The following is a 25302-nucleotide window of genomic DNA, read 5'->3' on the forward strand; positions in this document are numbered from 1 at the left end:
CAGTCGTGAAGGCCGCTCATGCGGGACATGCATTGTGGGACAGCGTGTTCCGCAGCGAAGCAGGGCTGGATGCCTACTGTCGACAACAGGGATTGGGCTCGCGGCAGTCCATTGATGCCAACCCTGTCCGCGTCGACGATGCCTTCTGAGCACTCCTCGATGCGGCGACCTCTTTGGTCTGCCTCACTCTGAAGGCCTCGCTGCATGGGGATTGCGCGAAAGCCTGGTCATCGCGGTCGCGCAATCGGGGTGGTCGGCGTTGGAAAAGGAGTCGGATAGGGGACGTGCTCGCCTGGGCCCGGCAGCCCGGATCTACGCAGACGCGGGTTCTCGGCAAGACGACATCCGGTCTGAGCGGTGATCGTCACGGTGAGTTGGTTCTTCCGGACAGAGATGCGGGCACCGTCCTCGCTGTTGACGAAGTCCTGGTGGTAGTTGCCAGGCATCTCGCTGATCACCGGCAGCGTCGCGCCGAAACGGGCGGCGACTTCGCGGGCACGGTCAGCGAACTGCTGCCAGCCATTGTCAGGTATGGCTGAGAGCGAAATGACCTTGACCTCGTAGTCCTCCAGTGCGAGCGCCGTTCCCTGGGTTTGGTCGTAGGGACGTCCGCAAGGTTTCGGCTCATACGAAATCCCAGAGTCCCATTCGAACGTCTCGGACTGGAGGAAACCGTTAGCGGCCGTGCTGATTTCCTCGACAGCGGAACGCATCTCGGCGAGTTCGTCTTCGAGGCTGCGGCGTTGAAGTAGGCGTTGTTCGGCTGCGGCAGTTTCTTCAAGGGTGGTGGGAGTCGGCTGACTGGCATGGGTGAGCTGCGCTTCGTACAAGCGGCAGCCGACCTTGGTTTCGATGGAGATCCCCTGGTTCCGGCCCAGCCAGATCCTGGTCCCGTCCTCCGGGTTGTAGAACGCACCGCCACCTGCGAGCGGGTCCGGTCCAGAGGAGGGAACAGTCGCACCAACACGCTCCGCGATGCTCTTAACCCGCAGGGCGAACTGCTGCCACACTTCATCCGAAACGGCGACAGTCGGAGCAGAACTGTAACTCTCCAGACCGATCATCGCTCCGCCCGTCTGGTCATAGGGCTTGAAACATTGCTCGGTGCGGAGGTAGTCGCTCTTCGACCACTCGAAGGTGATGCCTGGGATCAACTCGGCAGCGACTGCCCCGATTTCCATCGTCATGGATCGCATCGCGGTGAATTCCGTCTCCGCACTGGGGCGTTTGCGCAGCTGCTGTGTCGCGGCGGCCGTCTCCTCCGCACCGGTAATGGTTGGGTGAGTGCGTGCCGCATCACATCCGATGACAAGACTCGAAGTGGCAAGACAGCACATCGCTACCACGAGCAGGTCGCGTACCTTCGCTATCTGTTGCCTGGTCCGGGTACGTCGTTTGCGTTGCGCCACCGTCGATCGTCGAGTCATCAGCCAGTCTTCGGGTTGGTGGCGTTCTCAGGCAATCCGGCGACGATCGCTGCGAGGTTGTAGCCCGAGCGGTGAAGGTTGCCGTTCGAACCCGTCCGACCGTATTCCGAGTGCGGGTTCTCGGCGCCGCTCTCGTAGTGCTGGTCACCGACGGTGATCGGGTCAGTGCTCAGATGGGTGACCCAGGGCATCTCGTCCGGGCTCCGGCCGAACGAATCGAGGTTGCCGACGATCTCGCCGTGTTCGGTCATCTCGTAAACGTGGCCGTTGCGAAGCCCGAGATCGCCCGCGTTCTCCACAGCGTCGTTGAACCCGAGGTTGGTGATGGGCGAACCCAATCCGTTCAGGCCCGGCAGACCCGGAATATCGGCACCCAAGCCCGGCGACCCGTAGAAGACGACGTCGTCGACAACGCCGGACTGCTGCTGCAAGGCGTGGCTGGTCGCCAACGATCCGTAGGAGTGGCCGAGCGCGGTGATATGGGGATCGTTCTTCTCGCTGGCAACATCGAGACCGGTGTAGAACGACGACAACGGTTGCGCCGCTTCCTGTGCGCGACCTTCGTTGGTGACGTTGATCATGTCGGGCTCGACTTCGGACAGACTCCCCATCCCACCCTGCGGCGGGTCGTAACCGAACCAGGACACCGCCGCGATTTCTTCACCCTCACGCCCCTCCGCTTTCAGTTGGGACTGGGAGGTTTCGATCATTTTCCCGGCCTCGCCCAGCATGCCGCCGTTCACATTTTTCGGCTCGCCGCCACCAAGAAGGGTCGAGTCCAAATCCGAGCCGAGTCCGGGGGTCGTGACTGAAATATGGTCAGCTGTATCGGGATTGCCGACCGACACCGCAGCGCGACCCTGTCGCCCGGACTGCATATCGAGCGCCATCAGATAGCGTGGCGGATTCGATGAGCCAGGGTTGTCCCCGACCGCGGTCTTGACCGCCGCGAGGTCCTTGAGTTTCTGCTCCGTGCGGTCCAGGCCGGTTTGCGCCTCCGCAACTCCGGCCATATCCCCCGTGGCGCCCGCGGCCACCACGGCAGCCTCGAACCTCGATTTGTCGTCCAGGAGTCGATCCTGTTCGGGCTGGATCATCGCCCGGTTCGCTTTGTCGCGCACCTCGACGGGCAGTCCATCAAGGTTGCCGACAACCCCGGGTGAGCTGGCCTGGACCTCGTTCTTCTGCGCAGTGGTGAGCGAGTCCCACCATGCCCGATTTGCTTGCGGTGTAGCACCTTTCGGTGGTTGCGGGGTGCCGGTCTTCGGTGTGCTCTCGTTGTTGAACGAGTCCGGTGTCGGCAGATTCTCGAACGCGGCTTCGATCGCCGCCTTCGCTGCGGTATCGGCATTGATCGCACCGGTCAGGGCGTCCTTGACCCACTTGGTGTGGTCCTTGGCCGACACGTCCAACGCGGCCATCCCGACGGTGTACTTGTCGGCGACCACCTTCGGATCGGTCGACGCGCTCGCGACTGCCGAGTACAGGCGTTGCTTAGCCGTTTCGCCGACCACGCACGTGCCGTCGTCGCGAACCTCGAAGCCCTTGCCGATCGCGTCGGCTTTCTTCGACACCAGCAGATCGCGCGCAGACCCGATCGCCGACTGTGCGGTGGTGGCAGCATCCCGGCCGCGTTCGAGAGCGTCGATGATGATCAACGCCTTCTTGTGGACCTCGTCGTAGCGGGCTCGCATGGCATCGCCGGTTTCGCGACGGAACGTGTCACGCGAGGCATCGACCGCACGATATTGGGTGTCGATCGCGGTGCGTAGCTCGCCCGCCTGCCGGGTGAACTCGACAGCCTGAGCGCCGAAGACGACCGGTTTCCACGATTCGACCAGCGGAACCGTCAGATGCTGACTCATCGCTCACCTGTACCGTTCAGCGCACCAGCAAACGCCTGATCCTGCTGCTGGAACGTGATCACTGCCGCTACGGTCCCGCCGCTCAGCTCCGCCAGCGCGGTCCCCACCGCGCCCATCGCCTTGTCCGCGCGCCGCGACGCGACCTGATACGCCGGTGGAGTGTCACCATTGGGCATGCACTCGTAGACGCCATCGGCGAGTGCACCGCCCTTGCCGATGACATGGATCTCTTGGCCTGCGGTACCCATCCCCGCGGCGAGTGCGCGCACGGCATCTGGGTCGAGATCGAACGATTCAGCACTCGGTGTCGGACTCACTGGATTTCCCTCCCCCAGGGTTACGCCGCGACGCTCCCCAACGCGATCGACTCCCGGCCACTATAGACTCCCGCGGGCACCGCCAGGATGATCGATAGGGGAACAACATCATGACCGGCGCACTCGATCCACTCCACGCCAACACCGACCGACTTCACGCCGGCGTCACTCGACCCGCATCAGCGGCGCTAGTCGGGGCCGTCGCATCGGTGCAGGTCAGCGCCGACGGAGCCCTGGAAGCGATCCATCTCACCGAGGCAGGCCGCCGCCTCGACCCTGACACTCTCGTCGACGCGATCATTCGCCTCCACGCCACGGCGCTCGCCCGGTCTCGCCAGGCTCTAAACGCGGCGATTGCCGAAATCGACAACGATCCACGCCTGCGAGCTCAGCGGGAACGCTATGCGGGCGCGCTCGACCAGCCACTGCCACAGCAGCCGTTGTTCCCGACGCAGCAACCAACGTCGCCGCCGCAGTATCAGCCGGTCCCACCGCAGCATCAGTCGCCGTATCCCCCGTCGGTTGCACCCGAGCAGCAGCATCCGGGCTGGGCACCTCCAGCGACAACACCAGCGGCCACTCGGCGCGAACCGACGCTAGAAGACGACGAAGCCGACGACGAGTACTTCCAACGGGAATCCTGGCTCGAGCGCTAGACCAGAGGACGCCCAAACCTGTTCAGGCCAGGACACCAGCCGCGAAAGTGACCGAAATCAACATGCAGCCCGGATAAAGATGATGTCGGTCGCACCTTCGCTCGAATGTGCGACCCATCGAGTCTGAGACACGCCCCCTTCATCGGCGTGCTCAGCACGTCCCGATTCAAGGGCAGGGAAATTCTTTGTGTTACGCCAGTAATCCTTCAAATACTCCGGGACGCCGGGACTGAATCGGTCAATATTTGACCCTACCTTGAATTCATTCAATTCACTGACAGGAACTTCGACGACCGCAACCATGGTCTCGTCCCCGAAGGAAGTCCGGACTTCGTACTCCGCCAGCTCGGCTCCCGCCGGGAACAGAAAGGAACCACATGATTCAAGAGCGCGGAGATCTGAACGTTGACTCGCACAGCCCACCATCACGAGTGCAGCCAGAGCGACCGCAGCAGCAAGAACTACCCCGCCGAACTTTCGGTTCACAGCTTCTGAACCCAAGTTTGGATGGCGTCGGACTGTCCGCGGGCGACATAACTTCGCGCCCATCCGAACTCTTCGAGCTCACGCATATGGGCTCCGATTTCGTTTGCCGTATTTCTCTTGACGTTGCCGAATGGGATCCAGTTCTTCGCTTCAAAATTGTAGTAGTCCCAAACATACACCTTGTAGCTCACTTCGGCGTGAAGACCATCTTCTGCAGAGCGTACAATTGTGTCGCTTCCGACTGAAACATCAAAATGGCCGATCCCGAATTCGACATCCTGATTCTCCGTCGGACCGGCACCTATCCAATTGGACGTGAGCTCACGAACAACCCCGACTTGCGGGTCCGCCCTCGCCTGGTCAATTATGCTGTCGAGACACCGCGACACGACGCCCTTGACATCTTCGGTATTCACCGTCTTCTGAAAGAACTCCGACTTGATCGTGAAGTCCGAATTCGGACCAGGGTTGGACAGGTAGAACTTGAGGAGGTCTGCCGAAAAGGGGTATCCACCCTTCTCGAAAAACTGCATAGCGATAAAGGCGTCAATAGTCTTGTAGGTTCTGGCCTCGACCTTGTCGGCAATACCCGTACGTGAGCCATAGGCAGCCTGGTTCTTCTTCGGCGGATCAGGCGGCGGATGCAATGCTGTTCTCCCACCATATATTGTTACTGTAACCGTAGCGTCGAACTCCCACATCCGCGACGGCGCGGGCCGGGGCGATGAAATCGCTGGACGAAAATACAGGAGCTTCACGACCTGGCGAATATTCCAACGCCTGGGAGACACGCCCGATCGCTGTCCGGATTTGGTCCTGGCGAGACTTAGCGGCCGCGAGGAGTGCATCTAGTTCGGATGAGATCTTCGAACGCAGCGACTCCTCGATCGGCTCAGCCAGTGCTTGAGCCCAAATCCCCAAGGGAAACGTAAAATCGAGCAGGGTGATCGATGTAGCCAGACCGCCGCTGAGTTCCGCGGCCTGGTTGTACACGAGACGCTCCAGCAGGGCAGCAGCTGCCTCGAGAATCTGACCGACGGCCTCCATGTCATCGCTGCGCTCGGTCAATGACTTCGAAGAGGTACTCGCACTCGACTCGAACGCCTGGGCAGCATCGCCCGACCAGTCAGTCCGGAGCCACCTCGTACCGCCGGATAGGTTCTCGGATGCGACAAAGTCGTTGATCCCGAGGAGCCGCACTTGCTTGCCGACAGCCTTCAACGACTCCCAGTCGGCTTCGAGCGGGGACAGGTAGTCCGCTGCCGGCTTGACGCCGACTGCAGCCATGATCGCAGCGTCATAGCACGAGATCGAATCAATAGCCGCAGTTACTATTTGACGGACCGAGTACTGAACAGGTTCGGTGTTGGTAAGCACCGGCAGCTGCAGCGAGGTATGTCGAACGGGTTCGACATTGGCCGACTGATCAGTGGGACGGGCTTGGCCTCCGATACCGGCCAGATCGTTTGCGTTTTCTTGGTCTGTCGTTTGGAATCCAGATGCCGCTGTCGACAGTCCGTCAGCAAGACCTTGAATCGCGGTTAGATCTGCACGCTGCCCAGCCTCGACCGAGGAATGAAATCTCGCCAGTGGCGGCGCTAGTTCAGCGAGAAGTCCTGATGATCCTTCTGGCAATCTGATCTCGGGCATCAGACGCGAGGTATTAGAGGAAAAGTTCGCTCCAACGTCCAGTAGATCCAACCTGAACCCGTGGAGCCGAGCCGCCTCGATCGAGAGTTCAGTCACGACCGACCCATCGAATTGATCGCTTGGAAGGCCTTACGCTGCCCCACAAATCGCAATATTCCCATTCGAAGTCGAATCCCCCTTGATAGAACAAGTGCCCGTTGGATGGTACATCACCCAACAGCACCGCGATGAGCTGTCACCGTGCGGCCTCGTGGTGGAGGACGTCGATCGCTCGCGCGATCGCCGAGGTCTTGAATGGCGGTACCAATCGCTCGAGATCGCCAATGAAATCACCCGCCCAACGAGAGCTACTCGGTCTCGACGCTTCTGATCTGAGCAGCCAGCGCGATCACGCGCCGGTCCTGTTCACCGTATCGAACCGCCATTCGAGTATGGAGGTGCTGCAAGCGCCGCACGGCACCGCGAGCGTCGCCGGTGTGGGCGTCGCAGCGGGCAAGCTGCTGCTGGCAATACAGCACCCGGTCGTCGTAGGGCCCCCGAATGTCAGTGAGCTCCGCGACCAGGGCGCGGTACAGATCGGTGGCGCCCGGGTGGTCACCGGTCGCGAGATGTAAGTCGGCGAGGCGGATTCGCGCTTCGACTACTTCAGGGTCTTGCGGTCCGAGTACCGGAGCAACTGCATCGACCACCGTGGTCAGTTCGTGGACAGCATCTGTGCCGGTGAGCACGCGTGTACGTTCTATCGCCTGCCGAAGGCCGTCCCTGCCATGGCTTGCCGCGACAGTAGCCAATGTGTCCTGCTGGTCCGGGCGTCCGGACTCTGCCATCGAATCTCGTTCAGCGCCCTCGGCCGCACCGACTGCTATCGCATACATGAGTGCGGGCTCGTTCAGTCCGTTCACTTCCGGCAGCGACCCGAGTCCGGCAGCGTGGCGGACAAGACCGCCGTGCACCACCGAGGCGTCCTGCGGTCGTTGATCGGGGGACTTGGCGAGCATGCGCATCAGCAGCTCTGCCATGTCGGGCGGAACGTTGTCGCAGAGAGTCTCGATCTCTGGCGCAGGCCGATGAATCTGGTTCTGCCAGACGACAAAGGGCGTGCCACCGGTCATCACGCGCTTCCCGGTGAGCAGTTCGTGGAGCACCAGCCCGAGCGAGTACAGGTCGGTCTGTGGGACAACAACTTTGCCCTCGACCTGCTCAGGTGCCATGTATGCGGGGGTGCCGAGCGTAGTCCCCGTGGTGGTGTAGCGCGTCACGTCGGTGTCGACGACGACCGCGAGGCCGAAATCCAGAACCTTCACCGTCCCGTCGGGGCACAGCATGAGGTTCGACGGCTTCAGATCCCGGTGGTAGATCCGGTGCCGGTGAGTCGCGGCCAGTACTGCGGACGTTTGCGCTCCGAGCGCGGCCACGACGCCAACCGGCAGCGATCCGTGGTTGGCGAGCAGAACGTCGAAGGTGATGCCCTCGACGAATTCCATCACCAGGTAGGGCTGTTCGGGGCTGCCGGGAACGACGCCTGCGTCGTGGATGGCAGGTAGTCCGGGATGACTCAGGCGCGCCATTACCTCGGCTTCGCGGAAGAAGCGCTTGGTCCAGCCAGGGTCGTTGTTCAGACTCGGTTGCGTGAACTTCACGGCGACACGACGTTTGAGTGTGCGGTCGAATCCTTCGTAGACCAGCCCCATCCCGCCGGACCCGATCTGCGCGAGGAGCTCATACCGATCCCCGACTACCTGCGGTTGCACGGCAACGCCCCCCGTCAGCCCGACCTCGATGCCGGCCGAGCAGCCAGCGCATCGACTTCATCTTCGCATCTCATGCGCCGAGCCGTCGGCCTGTACATAGCGACGGTCTCGTCATCGATGTTAAGCAAACCAACCAAATTTCGGTTGACACTGCTTTCAGCACTGTTTAATGTTGACATTGCTCGAGCGCGGAAGCGCCAGAACAATATTCTTCAAGCGTCGCAGGCTTAACTCCCTGATCACGCTTCCCTTCGCACCACCAACGAGGACCCCCCATGCGCACACTCCCCTCCTTCTCCGCCCTGCTCGTCATCGGTGCTGCCGCGGTCACACTCACCGCCATCGCCCCCATTGCAGTCGCAGCTCCCAGCACAGGTTCGGCCGGCGGGTCTTCGAGCAGCGGATGCGGCGCCCGCAGCAACGCCGATCGACTGTTCTTGCGCGAGTCGTACTTCGACCGCGAGGACTGCGACGTCCAGGACGCCGGCATCGGTCTTGCCCAGTCGGAATGCCGCTGGCTCGACGCCCACGGCAACTCGGCTGCCAACCGCATCGAACTCGCCGAGAGCACGAGCGACACTCTGGACTACCCCTATATTTTCCTGCACGCCGCGATCCAGGCGTACTGCCCGCAGTACATGGACTGACAACCCGCGCAGAGCCGCCCGGCGATCACGATCCAACGGTTCGTCGGCGATGCTTCGGCCCGCCACCCTGACGACTAGTGTGGTCTTCGCGGCGCCGGGGGCCGGGCGATATCGGACGACGAGAACAGGACGCGCACATATGGACGAGGGTCGGTGGACAACAGTCACCGAGTCGAGTTTCGAGCATGAGCGCCGGGGGCTGGAAGCGATCCGGACGCAGTTGCCGAATGTCGATCCGTGGTTTGCCTGGTCGAATTTCACGTTCACGGCCAACACCGGGCATGTACGTGAGGTCGATCTGCTGGTGATCGCCCCCAACGGGGTACACATGATCGAACTCAAGGATTTCAGTGGCCGACTCTCCGCGGAGAGCGGCGATTGGGTCCAGACGAACAAGCGTGGCGACCGCAGGATGTTCCGCAGTCCGCTGCATCTGGTGAACCAGAAGAGCAAGGAACTGGCCGGCCTGCTGGGCGACAGCGGTGCTCGAGTGTTCGTGAGCTCTGCTGTCTGCCTCACCAATCAGGGCCTGCGGTTCGACCTGCCCCCAGGTGACCGCGCCAACACGCACACCATCAAAGAACTGATGGACCGGCTCAATGCCCCGGCTCAGGATGCCCGGCGCATGGTCGACGCCCGCCTCGCCAAGAAGATCAAGAAAGCATTCGAAGACGCAGGCGTGCGGCGCAGCGATGCCGAGTTCAACGTCGGCCCCTATGTGCTGCAGCGCAAGCCGATTGACGCGGGCCAAACGTGGCAGGACTACCTCGCCGTTCACACCGAGCTGCGCGAGCCGGTCCGCGTGCGCATCTACCTGCGTGAACGCGGCGCCGACGAAGAGGCACGCAAATCAGTCGACGCCGCCGCGCGCCGGGAAGCGGCGGTGTTGCGCAGGTTCCGCCATCCGGGTGCGGTGCAACTGGAGCATTTCGACTCCTCCGGCCACTCCGCGGGACCAGCCCTCATCTTCCGATACCATCCCGACACCCTGCACTTGGACGAGTTCCTCGCCCAGCACGGCGAATCTCTGGATATCGGCGACCGCATCGGTTTGGTGCGGCAACTCGCGGAGACCTTGCGTTCGGCGCACTCCTCACGCTTGTACCACCGCGCGCTGGCCGCTCGCTCGATTCACGTGGTACCCCAACGCAGTTCGACCGAAACTCAACGGTGGCGCGCGCCACTTCTGCAGATCTCCGACTGGCAAGTGGCGACGCAACGCTCGGCCGGGTCAGCCCTGTCGATGACCCGCCACGCCCCGACTCTGTTGTCGGCACAACATCTTTCAGCCGGTTCCGATGCCTACCTCGCGCCCGAGGTCGCAGCGACGTCACCCGACCCCATCGCCATGGACGTCTATGGCCTTGGCATGCTCACGTACCTGCTGGTGACCGGCAAAGCTCCTGCCACCGCACAAGCAGAGCTGTTGGCCCGCTTCGAGGCCGGCGAGGACCTACGCCCCAGCGCCCTCGTCGATGATCTGCCACAGGACATCGACCTGTTGGTGGCGGCCGCGACCGACTACCGCCCCACGCGGCGGCTCACCTCGATCGCCGAGTTCATCGAGCTGCTCGAAGATGTCGAGAACGCGCTGACCACTCCCGAAGAGGAGGAGCCGAGCGCACCCGACAAGGACCCCCTGGAAGCGGTTCGCGACGACGTGTTGGCGGGCCGTTGGCAGGTACGCCGTCGCTTGGGCACCGGATCCACGAGCCGTGCGCTGCTTGTCCGCGACCTGGAAGCCGATCCCGACAACCGCAAACCGTACGCGGTACTCAAGGTCGCGCTCACCCACGACAGAAGCGATGTACTGAACCGCGAAGCCGGGGTGCTGCGCGGACTGCGCCGTCATTCGGGCATCATCGACCTGGTCGATCCCGGCGTTGTCACGCTCGCCGACCGCACGGCCCTCGTCCTCGAATATGTCGGCGACGAACAGGGATTGGAGCAGGAGTCCAAGCATCGCACCGAGGAAACGGTAGCCCGCGAACTCCGCGACAACGGCCGCCTGCAGGTGGGCCGCCTGGAAACCTACAGCGACTACTTGTTCGGTGCCCTCGACTTCCTCGAAGGCGAAGGTGTCTGGCATCGCGACCTGAAGCCGGACAACATCGCGATCCGCGTGCGCCCCAACAGAACTCGCGAACTGGTCCTCATCGACTTCTCGTTGGCGGGCTACCCGGTGCAGAACACCGACGCGGGCACCGACGGCTACCTCGACCCGTTCATCACCACCTTGACCCGTGGTGTCTACGACGCCCACGCCGAACGCTATGCGCTGGCGGTGACACTGCACGAGATGGCCTCGGGCGAGCTCCCGCGCTGGGGCGACGGCAGTGTGTTGCCCGGCCAGCTCGACGCCGCCGAATTCCCTTACCCCGAGGTCGCCGCGGACGCGTTCGACGCCTCGGTGCGCGACGGGTTGGTCGAGTTCTTCCGCAAAGCACTGCATCGTGATGTAGTCCAGCGCTTTTCGGACCTGAAGCCGATGCGCGACGCGTGGCGCAAGATCTTCCTGGATATGACGCGCGCAGTGCCGTCGCGGCCATTGAGCGTGCACCCGGTACCACCCGTCGATGTGGATGAGGTGGCACCGGAAGACCAGCGGCGCCAGATCGCCGAACAGGCGACCGCGGAAACCCACCTGTCGCAGGCCGGCATGACGGCGGCGACCGAACAGTTCCTCTACGGCCTCGGCGTGAACACCGTAGGCGAGTTCCTGGACTACGGCCGCGGCAAGCTGATCAATGCCCCTGGTCTAGGTGCCCGATCGCGGCGCGAAATCCAGGACCGCCTCAAAGAGTGGGGCAAACGGCTCGGCAAGGACGAGCCCGCACCGCTCACCTCCGAGGCCAGGAAGGAAGCGAAGGCCGAACTCGCCGCGGCGGGTGCCGACCTCGGCTCCGGACTGCTGCGTACTCTCAGCCTGGACACCCTCGCCGTCGGCTTCGTGCCCAACAAGACCGCCACGAACGCCAACAAGGTCGATGCGGTAGCCCGCCTGCTACGTATCCCCGGCGCGGGCGACCTGCCCGATCTCGATGCTTGGCCGACCCAATCGGCAGTGGCAGACACCCTTGGCCTGACTTCGGGCCGCGTCGCTCAGCTGCTGAAAGCCCAACGCACGCAGTGGAAGAAAGACCCTGCCGTCCAGGCGTTGCGCGAGCAGGTACTGGAACTGCTGGAGGAGTTCGGCCGAGTCGCGGCAGCGACCGAGCTCGCCGACGCACTGATCGCGCGGCGCGGTACCCGTCTGCACGAGCGCGCGCAGCGGCGGGCTTTGGGCTTGGCCGCGGTGCGAGTCGTCGTCGAGGTCGAACAACTCGCACCCGAGGATGCTGCGATTTATGTCGCCCTGAAACGAGATTCGGGCTCGAACCCGGTGGTAGTGCTGGCGCTCGAAGCAGCCGACACGGATCTCGACAAACCGGCCGGGCCAGCGATGGCCCATTTCGCGCTACGGCTGGGCAAGACTGCGGACGCGCTCGCGGATCAGGAAACTCTGCCGACCGCTGCGACAGTGCTCGACCGGCTCGGTGCGGTAGAGCCACCCGAGGGCACGTTCACCTTGGACGAGCGTCGCCTCGTGCAGGTGTCGGTCAATGCCTCACGAAACGCCGCAGTCACCCCGCGCCTGGAAATCTATCCGCGCGACCTGCCGTTGGTGCGAGCCGTCCGATTGACCCAAGCAGGCCTGGTCACCCTCACCCCTGGCATGCCGCTACCCCAGCAACCCGGGCTACTGGCACGCACAGTCTTCGACCGCATCCTGGCCCGATTCCCGGAACTGACGATCACTGGCAGCGATGACGAACTACCCACCACGGAGCTGACAAAAGCACTGAAAGACGCCGGTTTCGGCCTGATTGTCGCGACCCATCCCGTTTCTCGGGTCCAGCGCTACATTCCCGAACACGCCGACCAGAACTCCAGCTACACCGAACACGCTCCTCGCTGGACGACCGCAGTCAACTCCCATGCGGGCCGCTATTCCGACGATCCGAGTCTTGCCAAAGCCGCCCGCGCCGAGGAACTCCTCGTCGGCGCGGCACTGCGCGACGGATTCCGTGTGCTCACCGCACCGATCATGCGTAACGACGACAGAGACCGGCCCAACGCCGCCGCGGAATTGCGGGACCGCTTCTCCGCGCGTCCGATGTCGGCGACGGCGTTGTTCCTGGCAACCATGCACGACCTGGTTCCCCCCGACACGAAACCCACCTGGGAAACCATCCTGCGCGCCGATGTCGCACCGGCCGGTTCCCGTCCCGCACTGAAGTTCTCGGAGTACGCGCGCACCGCATGGAGCCGCATCGAAGCCGAGATCGCGGACAACATCGCAGGTAACGGCCCGCTACTGCTCACCGACACCCTGGTGTTCGCCCGCTACGACGCGATGGGTGTCCTCGGCCGCCTGGCCGAGCAGGCCCGCCGAGGAAAGGGCGGTCTGTGGTTGTTGTGCCCACAGTCCGACCCGATGCGCCCACCCCACCTCGGTGCCGTCACCGTGCCGTACCAGTCCGCTCTCAACGAGTGGATCCAATTGCCTGCCTCGTGGATCAACAATCTCCACCGCGCCAGCCCCTCGACCGACACAGGAGTCAACGCATGATCGACCGCGCCGCACTGCTCGCCGACCTGAAAAAGCAGGTCACCGCGGTCGAGGCCGACTTGAACCTACAGCTGCGCGCCCTCCCCGAGGTGAAAGCTCGCCTGCACGACGAGTGGGCCCACGCCCGCAAACTCAACCGCACGGCAGCCACCGAAACCTCCTGGCTCGACGAACGCATCACCCAGGTCGCCGTCGCCTGGGTCCTGGGCACCGTCTTCGTCCGCTTCTGCGAAGACAACCGCCTCATCCCCGAGCCCTACCTCACCGGCCCCACCGACGACCGCCGCGAACTGGCCCAAGCCCGCTACGACGCCTACGTCGAATCCGACGCCGACCCCACCTACCGAGGCTGGCTCGAACAGTCCTTCGCCGAACTCGGCGCAGGCCAAGCAGGCAAACTCCTCTTCGACCCCGCCCACAACGCCCTCTACCAAATCCCGGTCTCCCACGACGGCGCCCGCGACCTCATCGAATTCTGGCGCACCCGAGACGAACACGGCACCCTCGTCCACAACTTCACCGACCCCCTCGACGAAGACGGCATCAACGGCTGGGACACCCGTTTCCTCGGCGACCTCTACCAAGACCTCTCCGAAGACATCCGCAAAAATTACGCCCTCCTCCAGACACCCGAATTCGTCGAAGAATTCATCCTCGACCGCACCCTTGAGCCTGCCATCCGCGAATTCGGTTATGCGGAAATCAAACTCATCGATCCGACGTGCGGTTCGGGCCACTTCGTGCTGGGTGCGTTCAAGCGGTTGAACGCACGCTGGGCAGAAGATCAGCCGACCAAGGACCGACACGAACGAATCCAAGCCGCGCTGAACTCAGTCCACGGCGTAGACCTCAATCCCTTCGCCATCGCCATTGCCCGCTTCCGTCTCCTCGTCGCTGCGATGGCTGCCGCCAACGTCCGGAGCCTCGCTGAAGCCGCACGCTACGACTGGCCTATCAAGCTCGCCGTCGGCGACTCACTGATCAAGGCTCGACAGTTGGAACTTAGCCTCGACGGTGAGACTGGGGATCTGCTCGCCGAGTTCTCTTACACCACTGAGGACGTGCAGGATTACCCAGGGATCCTGCGGCCGGGCACCTACCACGTAGTGGTGGGAAATCCGCCATACATAACCGTCAAGGACAAGAACCTCAACGAAATCTACCGCGGGCTCTACGACGCTTGCGCTGGGACATATGCCCTGTCAGTACCGTTTGCTCAGCGCTTCTTCGAACTTGCAAAGACTGGGTCAATCGATGGCCACGGATTCGGCCATGTCGGACAGATTACTGCTAACTCATTTATGAAGCGTGAATTCGGATCAAAACTGATTGAGCACTTCTTCGCACACACAGTCGAGCTGACCGAGGTCATCGATACATCCGGAGCCTATATTCCCGGGCACGGGACACCGACGGTTATTCTTGTTGGCACCCGACGGTCGGGAAAGAGCAGGGGTCTTACGATTCGCACTGTGCGAAGCGTGCAGGGAGAACCAAAGGCCCCTGACGTTCCAGAAAACGGTTACGTTTGGCAAGCAATCGTTAACCAAATCGATAACCCAGGCTCATCGAGCCCTTGGGTCTCGGTCGGAGACCTGGATCGCAGTCGCTACTTCGCAAAAATGCCGTGGATACTAGTTGACGGCGGGCTGGAACTTGTCGAGCAGCTCGAGCCGTCCGGAGTAGTTCGGATGCGGCAGGTAATCGCGCCCCCAATCGGTCGAGCAATCCGTGCAGGTGCAGATGAAGCCTATGCAAGGCCGCTGCGGGAGTCTTTTCAGACAGTATCTGACAGCGCTGCCCTGCGTCCCTTGGTAACCGGGGATATCGTTCGAGACTGGATCGCACCAACCGCCGAGCGCATCTTCTTCCCGTATGGCAATGAATCGACAGGCATCGACCGAGATCTTTGGCATCTACGCCGAACACTTGAAGTCCGCCGAACATTCCAGGGAGACATGGCAGCTGCAGGCCTCGAATGGTGGCACTACATGCAGTACACCCCCTCCGCATATCGAACTCCCTTGTCAATCACCTTCGCATTCGTAGCAACACATAACCACTTCGTGCTGGACCGAGGCGGGAAAGTGTTCAACCGTTCTGCGCCGGTGATCAAGTTGCCGGAGGGGGCGAGCGAGGAGGAGCATCTGCGGCTGCTCGGGCTGCTCAACAGCTCCACCGCCTGCTTCTGGCTCCAAATGGTCAGTCACAATAAGGGTGAAGGCGGAGGCGCCAGAGTTGATGCGGGTTACGCCGCGATGGGCAGTGAAGCATGGAAGAATTCATTCGAGTTCACCGGAACCAAGCTGGAGAACTTCCCGCTGCCCAGCCGGTACCCGACCGAACTCGGCACTGAAATTGATTCGGTAGCCCGCGAGCTGTCCGATTCCACACCAGCCTCCCTCGTCCGCACAGTTGTACCAACGGCTGCCGCGCTACGCACCGCTCAGGCGAGATACCAGGCCCTTCGCGGCCGGATGATCGCCCTCCAGGAGGAGCTCGACTGGCAGGTCTACTCGATCTATGGCCTGTCCGCTGACGACCTGCGCGCCCCCGCCGAATGCATCCCAGAACTTGCTCTTGGTGAGCGCGCATTCGAGGTCGTCTTGGCGAGACGACTGGCCAAGAACGAAGTCTCCGGCGAGTGGTACACACGTCACCACTCCGTGCCGATCACCGAGGTTCCCAACCACTGGCCGACCGCGTATCGCGAGGTCGTCGAACGCCGAATTGCACTCATGCAGGCAAACCGCGCAATCGGCATGATCGAGCGGCCCGAATACAAGCGCCGCTGGAAGTCCGATGGCTGGAATGTTATGCAAGAGAACGCCCTTCGTAACTGGCTATCGGACCGCATGGAGTCTCGCGAAGTCTGGTTTGGGGAAAGTGAACAGCCGCAGATACTCACGCTGGCCAGGCTCACCGATCGTCTTGCCACCGACGACGACTTCGTTTCGGTTGCAGCCCTCTATGCGCCCCGCACTGACCTGGCAAAAGTAATCGCCGAGCTGATCACCGACCAGCACGTCCCCTTCGTATCCGCCCTTCGATACAAGCCTGCTGGCCTGAAGAAGCGCAGGGACTGGGAGCGTGTCTGGGATATGCAGCGTCAAGAAGATGCCATGCCAGATGGCCACGCCAAGAACGAATTCCGCAAGACCATCCCAGTCCCACCCAAGTACACCTCAACCGACTTCCTGCGCGTCCCCTACTGGCAGGCGCGAGGAAAGCTGGACGTCCCCAAGGAACGCTTCATCTCCTACGGCTCCACCAACTCCGCAACCCCAGAGCTGTATGGCTGGGCAGGCTGGGACCACCGCGAACAAGCCATGGCAATCGCGATCTACCTCGCAGACCACAGCCTCTCCACTGAGGAGATCACCCCGTTCCTGGCGGGTCTGCTCGAGCTGCAGCCTTGGCTTTACCAGTGGTACAACGAGATCGACCCGAATTTCGGCATCGCGCCTTCAACCTTCCTCGCAGGCGACCGCCACGACAGGCAGAGCGAACACGGCCTGACCGACGACGACCTGCGCAACTGGCGCCCACAACCCGCCACCCGCGGCCGTCGCGCTCCGGCCAAACGCACCACCAAGAAAACCGAAGCAGCACAAGGGGATAACTGATGGACCAGCGCCCACTTCTGCGCGACCTCATCGATATCAAGGAACACATCGCCGGTTCGGACTATGTGCTCACCCTTGCCGACGCGGTCACCGACGCAGGATCGACCAAAGCGGTCGAGGACTACGTTCTCACCGAGCGCCTGCTCGGCAACTTCGACGAAGCCCTCGCGCTGATCAAATCCGCGCTCGACGGCAACACCTCAAAGCCTGCCTTCCTGCACGGCTCGTTCGGTGCCGGTAAATCGCACTTCATGTCGGTGCTCTACGCCCTGCTCTCGGGGAACCCAGTTGCCCGCTCCCGCACCGAATTCGACCCGCTACTCACCAAGCACGAATGGCTCCTGTCGGACGGCAAGAAGTTCCTGATGGTGCCGTACCACATGATCGACGCCAAGGCGATGGAGCAGCGGGTGCTCGGCGGCTACGTCGACTTCGTCCGCAAGCTGCATCCCGACGCGATGATTCCGCCGGTGTACCGCACCGACGCGCTGTTCACCAACCTGCGCTCGCTGCGCGACACGATGGGCGAGGAACCGTTCCTCAATGCCCTCAACCGCGACCACGCTGCCGAAGGTGACGACGAATGGGGTGACCCGAAAGCCTTCTGGACCACGCAGAAACTCGACACCGCGCTGGCCGCGTCGGAGGTCCACGACGGCAGCGTCATCAACCTGGTGGACCCGACCACCCCGCAGGAGCTGCGCGCCAAGCTGGTCAGCGATGCGAGCAACACCCTGCTGCCCGGGTTCACCGAGCAGGCCGCCGAGGATGAGACCGGCTTCATCTCCCTCGACAAGGGTCTCAGTGTCGTTGCCTCGCACGCGAAGTCGCTCGGCTACGACGGCATCATCCTGTTCCTGGACGAGCTGATCCTGTGGCTGGCCAGCCTCATCCACGACGAGAAGCGCGTGGCCCGCGAAGCCAGCAAGATCACCAACTTCCGCGAGGGCGGCGATGCCCGTCGCGATATCCCGATCATTTCGTTCATCGCCCGCCAGCGCGACCTGCGCGAGCTCGTCGGTGAAGAGCTCGCCGGCGCAGCGGAATCCGCGATCCAGGACGCACTCAACCATGCGTCAGGCCGCTTCGACCTGATCAGTTTGGAAGACCGCAACCTCCCGCAGATCGCGCACGCCCGCCTGCTCAAACCACGTGACGAAGCCGCCATCGCCCAGTTCGACGCGGCCTTCGAGCGGACGAGGAAGCTCAGCCCCAAGGTGTGGGACACCTTGCTCGGCTCAGACGAATCCACCACTGGCGCAGACGAATCCTCGTTCCGATTGAGCTACCCGTTCTCCCCCGCCTTTCTCGACACCCTCGTCCACATCTCGGCCGCCCTGCAGCGTTCGCGCACCGGCCTGAAGCTGATGGGCCAGCTCCTCGCCGACCACCGCAACGAACTGCGCCTCGGCGACCTGGTCCCCCTTGGCGACCTCTACGAGCAGCTCACCCGCGGTGGCGACCGCCCGTTCGTCGCCGACAAGAAGGTCCTGTTCGACGCCGCCGACAAGCTGTACAAGACGCGACTGCGCCCGTACCTGCTCAGCACATGCGAGGTCACCGAGGACGACATCGACGCCTACATCAACCGGCGCGACACCATCACCGACGCCAAACTCCTCGGCAACTGCAAGAAGTTCGTCGGCCAGAACCGCCTCGCCTGCACGGTCCTGCTCGCGGCACTCGCACCGAGCGTTCCAGCCTTGCGGGACTTGACGATTCGCCGACTCGGCGCACTCAACTACGGCTCGATCACCACCATGATCCCGGGCCGGGAAGAGGGCGTGATCAAGGACATGATCGGCGAATGGGCCGGTCGCTTCCCCGAGATCAAGCTCACCGGCACCGACGTGAATCCCGGTGTGCAACTTGCCCTTTCCGGCGTCGACGTGGAGTCGGTGATCGCCAACGCGCAGGTCAACGACAACCCGTCCAACCGGCTCGCCCTTGCCCGTGACCTCCTGGCGGAGGAATTCGGCCTCGACCGCGCCAACGGCCGCTTCGACGCCGACGAACTGCGCTTCGTCTGGCGCGGGTCCAACCGCATCGCGGAAGTGGTATTCGGCAACGTCAGCGATGATGACGCCCTTCCCAACCACGACCTGCAGCCCGCCTACGAGGGACGCTGGCGCATCGTCATCGACCTCCCCTACGACGAAGGCGCCCACACCCCGATCGAAGACGCCGACCGGATTCGCCGACTCAAGGAAGAGCAGGGCGGCAACCACCCCAACACGGTCGCGTGGCTGCCCACCCACCTGACCAAGCCCCGCTGGGAAGACTTCCGGCGCCTGCTGGTCATCACGAAGGCGCTCGCCGACCCCTACCGCTTCGACACCCAGTACGCGCAACACCTCAACCCCGACAACCGCGCCAGCGCCAAACAGCTCCTGGAGTCGCAGCGCGAGGTCCTGCGTCAACGTGTGCTCGCCACCTTCAAACAGGCCTACGGCCTCGCCGAACGCAAACCCGACGACGTCACCAACGATCTGGGCGAACTGTTCCACCCGCTGCCCGACATCGACGGCCTGACCGTCTCGATCGGCCAGCCACTGCACGACGCCATCCGCAATCTCGCGGGCAAGCTCCTGGCCCACCAGTTCCCCGAGCACCCGAACCTCGACCAGGATGGCACCGGTGTAGCCGTCAAGCCGATCGACGCGAAAGCTGTTCTCGCACAGGTGAAGGGCGCCGCCGAAGCGCGCGACGGCCGGTTCGAAGTGCCGGCCAAGGAACGCGCGCTGATGCGCCGAATCGCCGAACCCCTCGGCCTCGGGCAGCAGAAAGAGGCCTACTTCGAACTGTCCAAGCGATGGGCCGACCACTTCCGCCGCGAAGCCCAGAACGCCGGCAGCACCGGCGATCTCTCGGTCATCTCACTCGGCGACTGGATCGACCGCCCCCAGCCTCGTGGCCTGGAAACTCACATCGCGAACCTGGTGATCGCCTCGTTCGCCGAGATGGACGACCGGATCTGGGTGCGCGGCGGCGTCCCGATCGACACCCCGGAACTCACCAAGATCCAAGCGGGCGATGCGCTGCGCACCCAGCCACTGCCGAGCGAAGCGGACTTCGAAGCCGCCCGCAATCGGTTCGAGGTGATCTTCGGCGACAAGGTGCCAACGCTGCTGCGCGGCGGTCCCGTGCAGCAGTTTGCTCGCCAGATCAACTCTGCCGCAACGAAATACCAAGACACGGCAGCACGTCTGGTCGAGCAACTCGAGAAGCACGCAGACTTCCTCCAGCTCGACGACAGCGTTCCCGGCGAAAGGCTCGCACTGGCCCGCCGCTCGCTCGAGCTGCTCTCCACCCTCGCCGCGGTCGGCACGGGTGGATCGGCCGGTGCGAAGAAGGCTGTCGAGGCTCTCGCGCTGTTCGACCTGGCCGAGGTCAATGCGGACCGGTACGCAACATCGATCAAGTCGGCCGATCAGGTGACCTCCGCCCTGGCCAACGCCGCCTGGCACAGCCTCGAAGATGCCAGGCTGCTCGGCCCCGAAGGCGACACGCTACTCGATTCCTTGCGGAACGCAGCCCGTGCCGACCAGCGTTCCGCCGACCTTGTCGCGGCATTGCGGACCGCGGCCTCGAATATCACCGCGCTGAACCGGAAGATTCTCGAACAGCGTCGACGCGAGCAGCCTGCGCCGGCACCACCGGTGGTCGAGCCCAGCCCTGTCGTGATCCCGCCCCGACCAGTGTCGGACGATATCAATCTGACCAACCCCACTATCGACCCCACCAAGCCGCGCACCAGGCGTCGCCAGGGCATGGAAACCACCACCGCCCGCGAAGCGGCCGCCCAATTCTCCGCACAGCTGGCCGAGCTGGCCGCGTTGGAGCCGTCCGCATCGATCGAGTTCACTTGGCGGGTTGTCGAATGACCACCCCCACCATCACGGCGATGCGACTCTCCAGAGCGACTATCGCTCAATATCTTTCGGCGCAGAAGAAATTCAAGACCGAACTCGCCACCCCAGGCGAGCCGGTCATCGTGCTCCTGCGTGGCGAACCGGAATGGGACGGCACACCCGTCCTTCCTCTGAGCGACGGCAAGAACGCCCGCGTATCGGTAGCCGCGTCCCCCCTTGCGGTGCACGAGATCGTCCTTGCGCACGCCCGCGAACTGAACCCGGACCCCCGAGTGCTCGTGGTACTCACCAACATCGAAGAACATGACCTCGACCCAGCGATCCTCGCCCGCACCCACCGTGGCCGCGTCTACGCGGTAGACCGCTGGGACATCGTCCGAGAGTCGTTCAGCGCCACGGCCATCGATCCTCGGCTCAAGCGTGATGGTTGGGCCTGCGAGGCACTGCTCGATGCCGCCGGCGCCCAGGGTTGGCCCACAGCAATGGCAGGCCGAGTGCTGTCTCGTGTCTCTGCGCTGGCCGCACTCGCCGGTCGTCGATTGCGAATCCAGTCTGCGTCGGACCGCGTCGACCCCGTGACCCTGCTCGAGTGGACGCAACGCCAAGGCGCGGCGCAACAGCTACTCGAATTACGTGGCCCGGAGCGCGACGGTCTCATCGAATTCCTCTGCGAGTCCGAACAATCCGGTGCCACGGGCACTGCGGTCACCGCCCTCACGATGTCCGGACACGGGCCGGAAGCACTCGCGTACGGCCTCGTCTGCGCCGCCCTGTGGCAGCACGCAGCACCCGGTAATGCCGTCTACCAGGCACGCGGACGCGTCGAACGCTGGCTGGGTGACCGTCCTCCAGTTCAGGGCGAAGCCCTCGACCGCCTGCTGGCGACCTACGGCCGCACCTGCGAGGACTACGTCCGCGATCTCTTGGTGAAGGCACGCATCGCCACCGACCTCCACGATGAAGCAGACGATGCCGCACTAGCCGCTCACAAAGCAGCGAAAACCGTTCTTGCCCAATCCGATCTGCTGGTACGACAGTTCGGTGCGGGCGAAGCAGCAGCCCACAGCCCACTGCTCGCCGCCGGTCTCGAAGCCAGGTTCACCGCCGTCGGCCAGGCACTGGGGCGCGGTAGGTCCGACGAGATCGACCGCGCAGTCACCGCACTGCGCGACCACGACCTCGCCGCAGACCATCGCGTACGCATCACCCGAGTTCGGATGGCACAACGCCTCACCCGGTGGCTGAACACCGAACCCGACCCCACTGTCGACAGCAGCGTCGCGGCGGCACTGAATCGTCAGATGCACAGCACCGCCTGGGCCGACCGCGCCCTCGACTATCTCGACGCGGGCGGCGACGACGACCCAGACCTGCGTGTCGCCTACAACACCATTGCCAGCCGCGCCCGCGCCGTCCGCCGCGAGTTCGACCGTGAGTTCGCGAAAAATCTTGCGGTATGGACTGAATCGGGCACCCCACCGGGAACCATGCTGACCGTGGAGAGCTTCCTCCACCGAGTAGTCCGCCCGCTGGCCTCGACCCACCGAGTGCTCCTGATCGTCGTCGACGGCATGAGCGCCTCCATCGCCACCGAGCTGGCCGGCGAACTGCGCGCCACCTTCGCCGAACACGACCCACTGCCAGACGGCGACGCCCACCGCCGCTGCATGGCCGCGGCACTCCCGAGCCTGACCGCGGTCTCGCGCACCTCACTGTTCGCCGGAAAGCTCATGAAGGGCGACCAGAAAACCGAGCAACGCCTCTTCCCCACCCACTCGTTCTGGGGTTCGAAACGCGCAGCCGTCTTCCACAAGGCCGACCTGCGCAGCAAGCCGGGCGAACGCTTCGGCGCCGACCTCGACGCCGCACTCAACGACCCCGATTGCCACGTCGCCGTCGTCCTCAACACCATCGACGACCGCCTTGCCAAAGAAGCCAAACTCGACGACTCAGGCTGGGAAGCCCGCGAGATCGGCGACCTGCGAGCGCTCGCCTCGGCAGCGACGGCCCAGGGCATGGTCGTGCTGATCACCAGCGACCACGGCCACGTTATCGACCGCCATGGCGAAACCGTACCCGCCGCCGGGATCGAATCAGCCCGACACCGTCTGCCCGCCAACGAGTTCGACCGCCGCGCCGAAAACGAGATCCTGCTCCACGGCCCCCGCGTTGTCTGGCCCGAGTCCGGCACCGCCATCGTCGCTTTGTGGGACAACGACTCTCGCTACACCGCTCAAAAGGCCGGCTACCACGGCGGCGCCGCACTCGCGGAGATCACCATCCCGGTGCTCGCGTTTCTCCCGTACGGCGCCGAGCGCCCCACCGGCTGGCGCGAACTGGGCGACCAGCGCCCGACCTGGTGGCGCGACGACACCGACACGCTGTCCGAACCTGAAACCCCGGCAGCCGTCAAGAAGGCGACCAAACGCATCACCAGCCGAATCGCCGAACAGGTCGCCGCTCAAATCACCCTGGATATCCCGCTGCCGAGCTCGGAGCCGCTCCTTCGGTCGCCGAATCCAGCCAGCGACCTCGTCACCAACCTGCTCTCCTCAGCGGTGTTCGCCGCACAGCTGGAACAACTAGCCCGCAAACCAACGCCCGCGAAGCTGGAGAAGGCCATCCGGGCTCTACTCGACGGTCCGCAATCCACCACGGCCCTCGCTCAACGCGTAGGCGATCCACCATCACGAGCCAACGGCTTCGCGGCCATCCTCGGACAGCTGCTCAACGTGGACGGCGTGCAGGTGCTGGAGGTCCTCGCCGACGGCCGAACACTGCGCCTCCATGTGGCTCTGCTTCGCGCACAGTTCGGCCTCCGATGACAGGTCGAATCCGGCAACCGGAATGTCAGCCACACCTCGATCCGATCGCGTCGGCTCATTCCATGCTTCTGTCGTATTTCGCTGCATCCCTTTCGCTCTCGACGAAGTCGGTCATGCAGGAATCGCACAGAACCGGATATGGACGGCTCTTGGATCGCGTGTACACCACTCCCTGCCCAGGATCGACCGCACCGCCGCACATCGCACACGTCGCTTCGTACTCGTTCCTCAGCACAACCGGCTCCTCGGGGGTTCTGTCGTCTGGATCGATCGGCCGTCTGTCACGCACGCGGCTGCCTGCACGGTCATAAGGCGACGGCACCCTCCATTTCTTGGGGCGTCGAGGCGATCCGTACCGTGAAATCGTCTCCACGCCACGGTGCCGGATACGAACCTCTGCGCAGCCCGAGCAGACTGCTCACCCAATCGATGTAGTCCGCGCTTCCACCACATCGGAACTGATCTTCCAGCTCGACAAGGCGTACGACAATGTCGTTCTGGTCGGCGTATTCTCTGATCATGCCCACCGTGCCGACATCGTCGGGGCGGACGGCCTGCTGTTCGTCGAGAAAGAAGACCGGTACTCGCGCACACCTGATCAGCTCATCGATCTGAGTCAGTCCGGTCTTCTTGATGCGCGGGCCGTCCGAGACGCGACGAACGCGGTGCGCCTCGTCGCAGATCAACACGTCGATTCCGCGGCCTTTGCCGTGATTTTTGAAGATTTGCATGAAATAGGCGAACAAGGCGTTCACCTCGGGACCACGTACTGGAACGCCCTCGGAGTACTTCGCGAGCGGTAACGAAGAATCCCGCACGGCGACGGATCTCACTGTCCAACAGCTGTTCGACGACGGCCGGCGCGGGCGTGATTCGTTCGCGGAGATAGTCGATGAGGGCTGCGTCGTCGCTACCCGTGAACAACCGACCGTGCCGAGGTTGCCGGTCGAACAGGTTGCGCACGCTCGACCGTGATGCGTTGTGCAGGTATACCAGTCCGTGAATCGAGTGGGGGCGCGCATGCAACTCGGCAACGTAGTTCGTCATGAACTCGCAGTAACCACGGACCTGGTCGAGGGGATGGTTTTGGACGGACATACCCGGCACCGCCACGAACCGTGGGCTTTCCCAACCCGTCCGCGTGATACTCCACTGCTCGAGTTCGACGACGAAGTAGATCTGGGCGCCGTCGCGTCGGTCGATCCCGGCGAGTACGACGTCGGCCGCAGAATTGGCGACACCCCACATCGGATATTCGATGAGCATATCGATGGCGCCGAGTCCAGCGTCGACGAGCAGCTTCGCGAACACCGGCAGGCTGGCATCCCACGACTTCTGCACAGACTTACCGCCACCGCAATGCTCAGCGAGGATGCTCGACAACAGGGTTTCGACCGGTGAGTCCGGCGACTGGTACTTCGAGATCTCATCGGCTGTTGCTCGATACGGTTGCCTCACACCAAGAACCCACGTGACATGAAACACCATGCCTAACAAGACTTTTCAGTCCCAGGCACGCCATGCGCCAGACCATCCGATACAACCACGTAAGCATTGGAGGTGATCCA

Annotated in this window: 15 protein-coding genes; 7 read left to right on the forward strand and 8 right to left on the reverse strand. The window is 63.4% G+C overall.

Going from position 1 to position 25302, the window contains the following annotated elements; all coding sequences use genetic code 11:
- Positions 1-227 precede the first annotated feature (227 nt).
- Genes ACFWPK_RS28900 through ACFWPK_RS28910 form a run of 3 tightly spaced genes read right to left on the reverse strand, consistent with a single transcriptional unit; the run spans position 228 to position 3609 of the window.
- Positions 228-1409 carry an LppA family lipoprotein gene (locus ACFWPK_RS28900; RefSeq protein WP_378921059.1) on the reverse strand — a complete coding sequence of 394 codons (1182 nt, stop codon included), beginning with the start codon at positions 1407-1409 and terminating at the stop codon, positions 228-230.
- Between the two features lie 17 nt (positions 1410-1426).
- Entirely contained in the window at positions 1427-3292 is a 1866-nt protein-coding gene (locus ACFWPK_RS28905; RefSeq protein ID WP_378921061.1) for an alpha/beta hydrolase, read from the reverse strand.
- On the reverse strand, positions 3289-3609 hold the full coding sequence (locus ACFWPK_RS28910) for a hypothetical protein (protein ID WP_378921063.1): 321 nt from the start codon (positions 3607-3609) through the stop codon (positions 3289-3291). The genes ACFWPK_RS28905 and ACFWPK_RS28910 overlap by 4 nt, the downstream gene beginning before the upstream one ends.
- 110 nt (positions 3610-3719) lie before the next feature.
- Between ACFWPK_RS28910 and ACFWPK_RS28915 the strand changes: the two genes are divergently transcribed.
- Positions 3720-4265: a hypothetical protein gene (locus ACFWPK_RS28915; RefSeq protein WP_378921065.1), complete on the forward strand. Its 546-nt coding sequence runs from the start codon at positions 3720-3722 to the stop codon at positions 4263-4265.
- Positions 4266-4322: 57 nt separating this feature from the next.
- Here the strand turns inward: ACFWPK_RS28915 and ACFWPK_RS28920 are convergent, their stop codons facing one another.
- From ACFWPK_RS28920 to ACFWPK_RS28935, 4 genes are all read right to left on the reverse strand, one after another.
- Entirely contained in the window at positions 4323-4751 is a 429-nt protein-coding gene (locus tag ACFWPK_RS28920) for a hypothetical protein (protein ID WP_378921066.1), read from the reverse strand.
- Positions 4748-5398 carry a hypothetical protein gene (locus tag ACFWPK_RS28925; RefSeq protein WP_378921068.1) on the reverse strand — a complete coding sequence of 217 codons (651 nt, stop codon included), beginning with the start codon at positions 5396-5398 and terminating at the stop codon, positions 4748-4750. Before ACFWPK_RS28925 ends, ACFWPK_RS28920 begins: the two co-directional genes overlap by 4 nt.
- On the reverse strand, positions 5382-6497 hold the full coding sequence (locus ACFWPK_RS28930; protein ID WP_378921069.1) for a hypothetical protein: 1116 nt from the start codon (positions 6495-6497) through the stop codon (positions 5382-5384). The genes ACFWPK_RS28925 and ACFWPK_RS28930 overlap by 17 nt, the downstream gene beginning before the upstream one ends.
- 251 nt (positions 6498-6748) lie before the next feature.
- Positions 6749-8152 (reverse strand): protein kinase, encoded by a 1404-nt coding sequence (locus tag ACFWPK_RS28935; protein WP_378921070.1) that lies wholly within the window; start codon positions 8150-8152, stop codon positions 6749-6751.
- A gap of 275 nt (positions 8153-8427) precedes the next feature.
- On the opposite strand from ACFWPK_RS28935, the gene ACFWPK_RS28940 reads away from it, so the two are divergent.
- The 5 genes from ACFWPK_RS28940 (at position 8428) to pglZ (ending at position 23734) form a co-directional block, all read left to right on the forward strand.
- Complete coding sequence (locus tag ACFWPK_RS28940) at positions 8428-8799, forward strand: DUF732 domain-containing protein (protein ID WP_378921072.1); 372 nt, start codon at positions 8428-8430, stop codon at positions 8797-8799.
- 139 nt (positions 8800-8938) lie between these two features.
- Complete coding sequence (gene pglW, locus ACFWPK_RS28945; RefSeq protein ID WP_378921074.1) at positions 8939-13411, forward strand: BREX system serine/threonine kinase PglW; 4473 nt, start codon at positions 8939-8941, stop codon at positions 13409-13411.
- Positions 13408-17037 carry a BREX-2 system adenine-specific DNA-methyltransferase PglX gene (gene pglX, locus ACFWPK_RS28950; RefSeq protein ID WP_378921076.1) on the forward strand — a complete coding sequence of 1210 codons (3630 nt, stop codon included), beginning with the start codon at positions 13408-13410 and terminating at the stop codon, positions 17035-17037. The genes pglW and pglX overlap by 4 nt, the downstream gene beginning before the upstream one ends.
- Positions 17037-20921 carry a phage resistance protein gene (locus ACFWPK_RS28955; protein WP_378921078.1) on the forward strand — a complete coding sequence of 1295 codons (3885 nt, stop codon included), beginning with the start codon at positions 17037-17039 and terminating at the stop codon, positions 20919-20921. The genes pglX and ACFWPK_RS28955 overlap by 1 nt, the downstream gene beginning before the upstream one ends.
- Before the next feature lie 20 nt (positions 20922-20941).
- Positions 20942-23734: a BREX-2 system phosphatase PglZ gene (gene pglZ, locus ACFWPK_RS28960; RefSeq protein WP_378921080.1), complete on the forward strand. Its 2793-nt coding sequence runs from the start codon at positions 20942-20944 to the stop codon at positions 23732-23734.
- A gap of 305 nt (positions 23735-24039) precedes the next feature.
- Here the strand turns inward: pglZ and ACFWPK_RS28965 are convergent, their stop codons facing one another.
- Positions 24040-24489, reverse strand: a complete 450-nt coding sequence (locus tag ACFWPK_RS28965; RefSeq protein WP_378921082.1) for a DNA/RNA helicase domain-containing protein — start codon at positions 24487-24489, stop codon at positions 24040-24042.
- A gap of 265 nt (positions 24490-24754) precedes the next feature.
- On the opposite strand from ACFWPK_RS28965, the gene ACFWPK_RS28970 reads away from it, so the two are divergent.
- Positions 24755-25135: a hypothetical protein gene (locus tag ACFWPK_RS28970; protein ID WP_378921084.1), complete on the forward strand. Its 381-nt coding sequence runs from the start codon at positions 24755-24757 to the stop codon at positions 25133-25135.
- The last annotated feature ends 167 nt before the right edge of the window (positions 25136-25302 follow it).

Origin of the sequence: Nocardia sp. NPDC058519 (genome assembly GCF_042719755.1) — a bacterium.
Lineage (GTDB): Bacteria > Actinomycetota > Actinomycetes > Mycobacteriales > Mycobacteriaceae > Nocardia.

What these genes read in the sequence shown, in the direction of transcription:
- ACFWPK_RS28905 (WP_378921061.1), bottom strand. Translation starts at nt 3,292, where the DNA reads ATGAGTCAGCATCTGACGGTTCCGCTGGTCGAATCGTGGAAACCGGTC.
- ACFWPK_RS28915 (WP_378921065.1), top strand. Translation starts at nt 3,720, where the DNA reads ATGACCGGCGCACTCGATCCACTCCACGCCAACACCGACCGACTTCAC.
- ACFWPK_RS28940 (WP_378921072.1), top strand. Translation starts at nt 8,428, where the DNA reads ATGCGCACACTCCCCTCCTTCTCCGCCCTGCTCGTCATCGGTGCTGCC.
- pglW (WP_378921074.1), top strand. Translation starts at nt 8,939, where the DNA reads ATGGACGAGGGTCGGTGGACAACAGTCACCGAGTCGAGTTTCGAGCAT.
- pglX (WP_378921076.1), top strand. Translation starts at nt 13,408, where the DNA reads ATGATCGACCGCGCCGCACTGCTCGCCGACCTGAAAAAGCAGGTCACC.
- ACFWPK_RS28955 (WP_378921078.1), top strand. Translation starts at nt 17,037, where the DNA reads ATGGACCAGCGCCCACTTCTGCGCGACCTCATCGATATCAAGGAACAC.
- pglZ (WP_378921080.1), top strand. Translation starts at nt 20,942, where the DNA reads ATGCGACTCTCCAGAGCGACTATCGCTCAATATCTTTCGGCGCAGAAG.
- ACFWPK_RS28970 (WP_378921084.1), top strand. Translation starts at nt 24,755, where the DNA reads ATGCAACTCGGCAACGTAGTTCGTCATGAACTCGCAGTAACCACGGAC.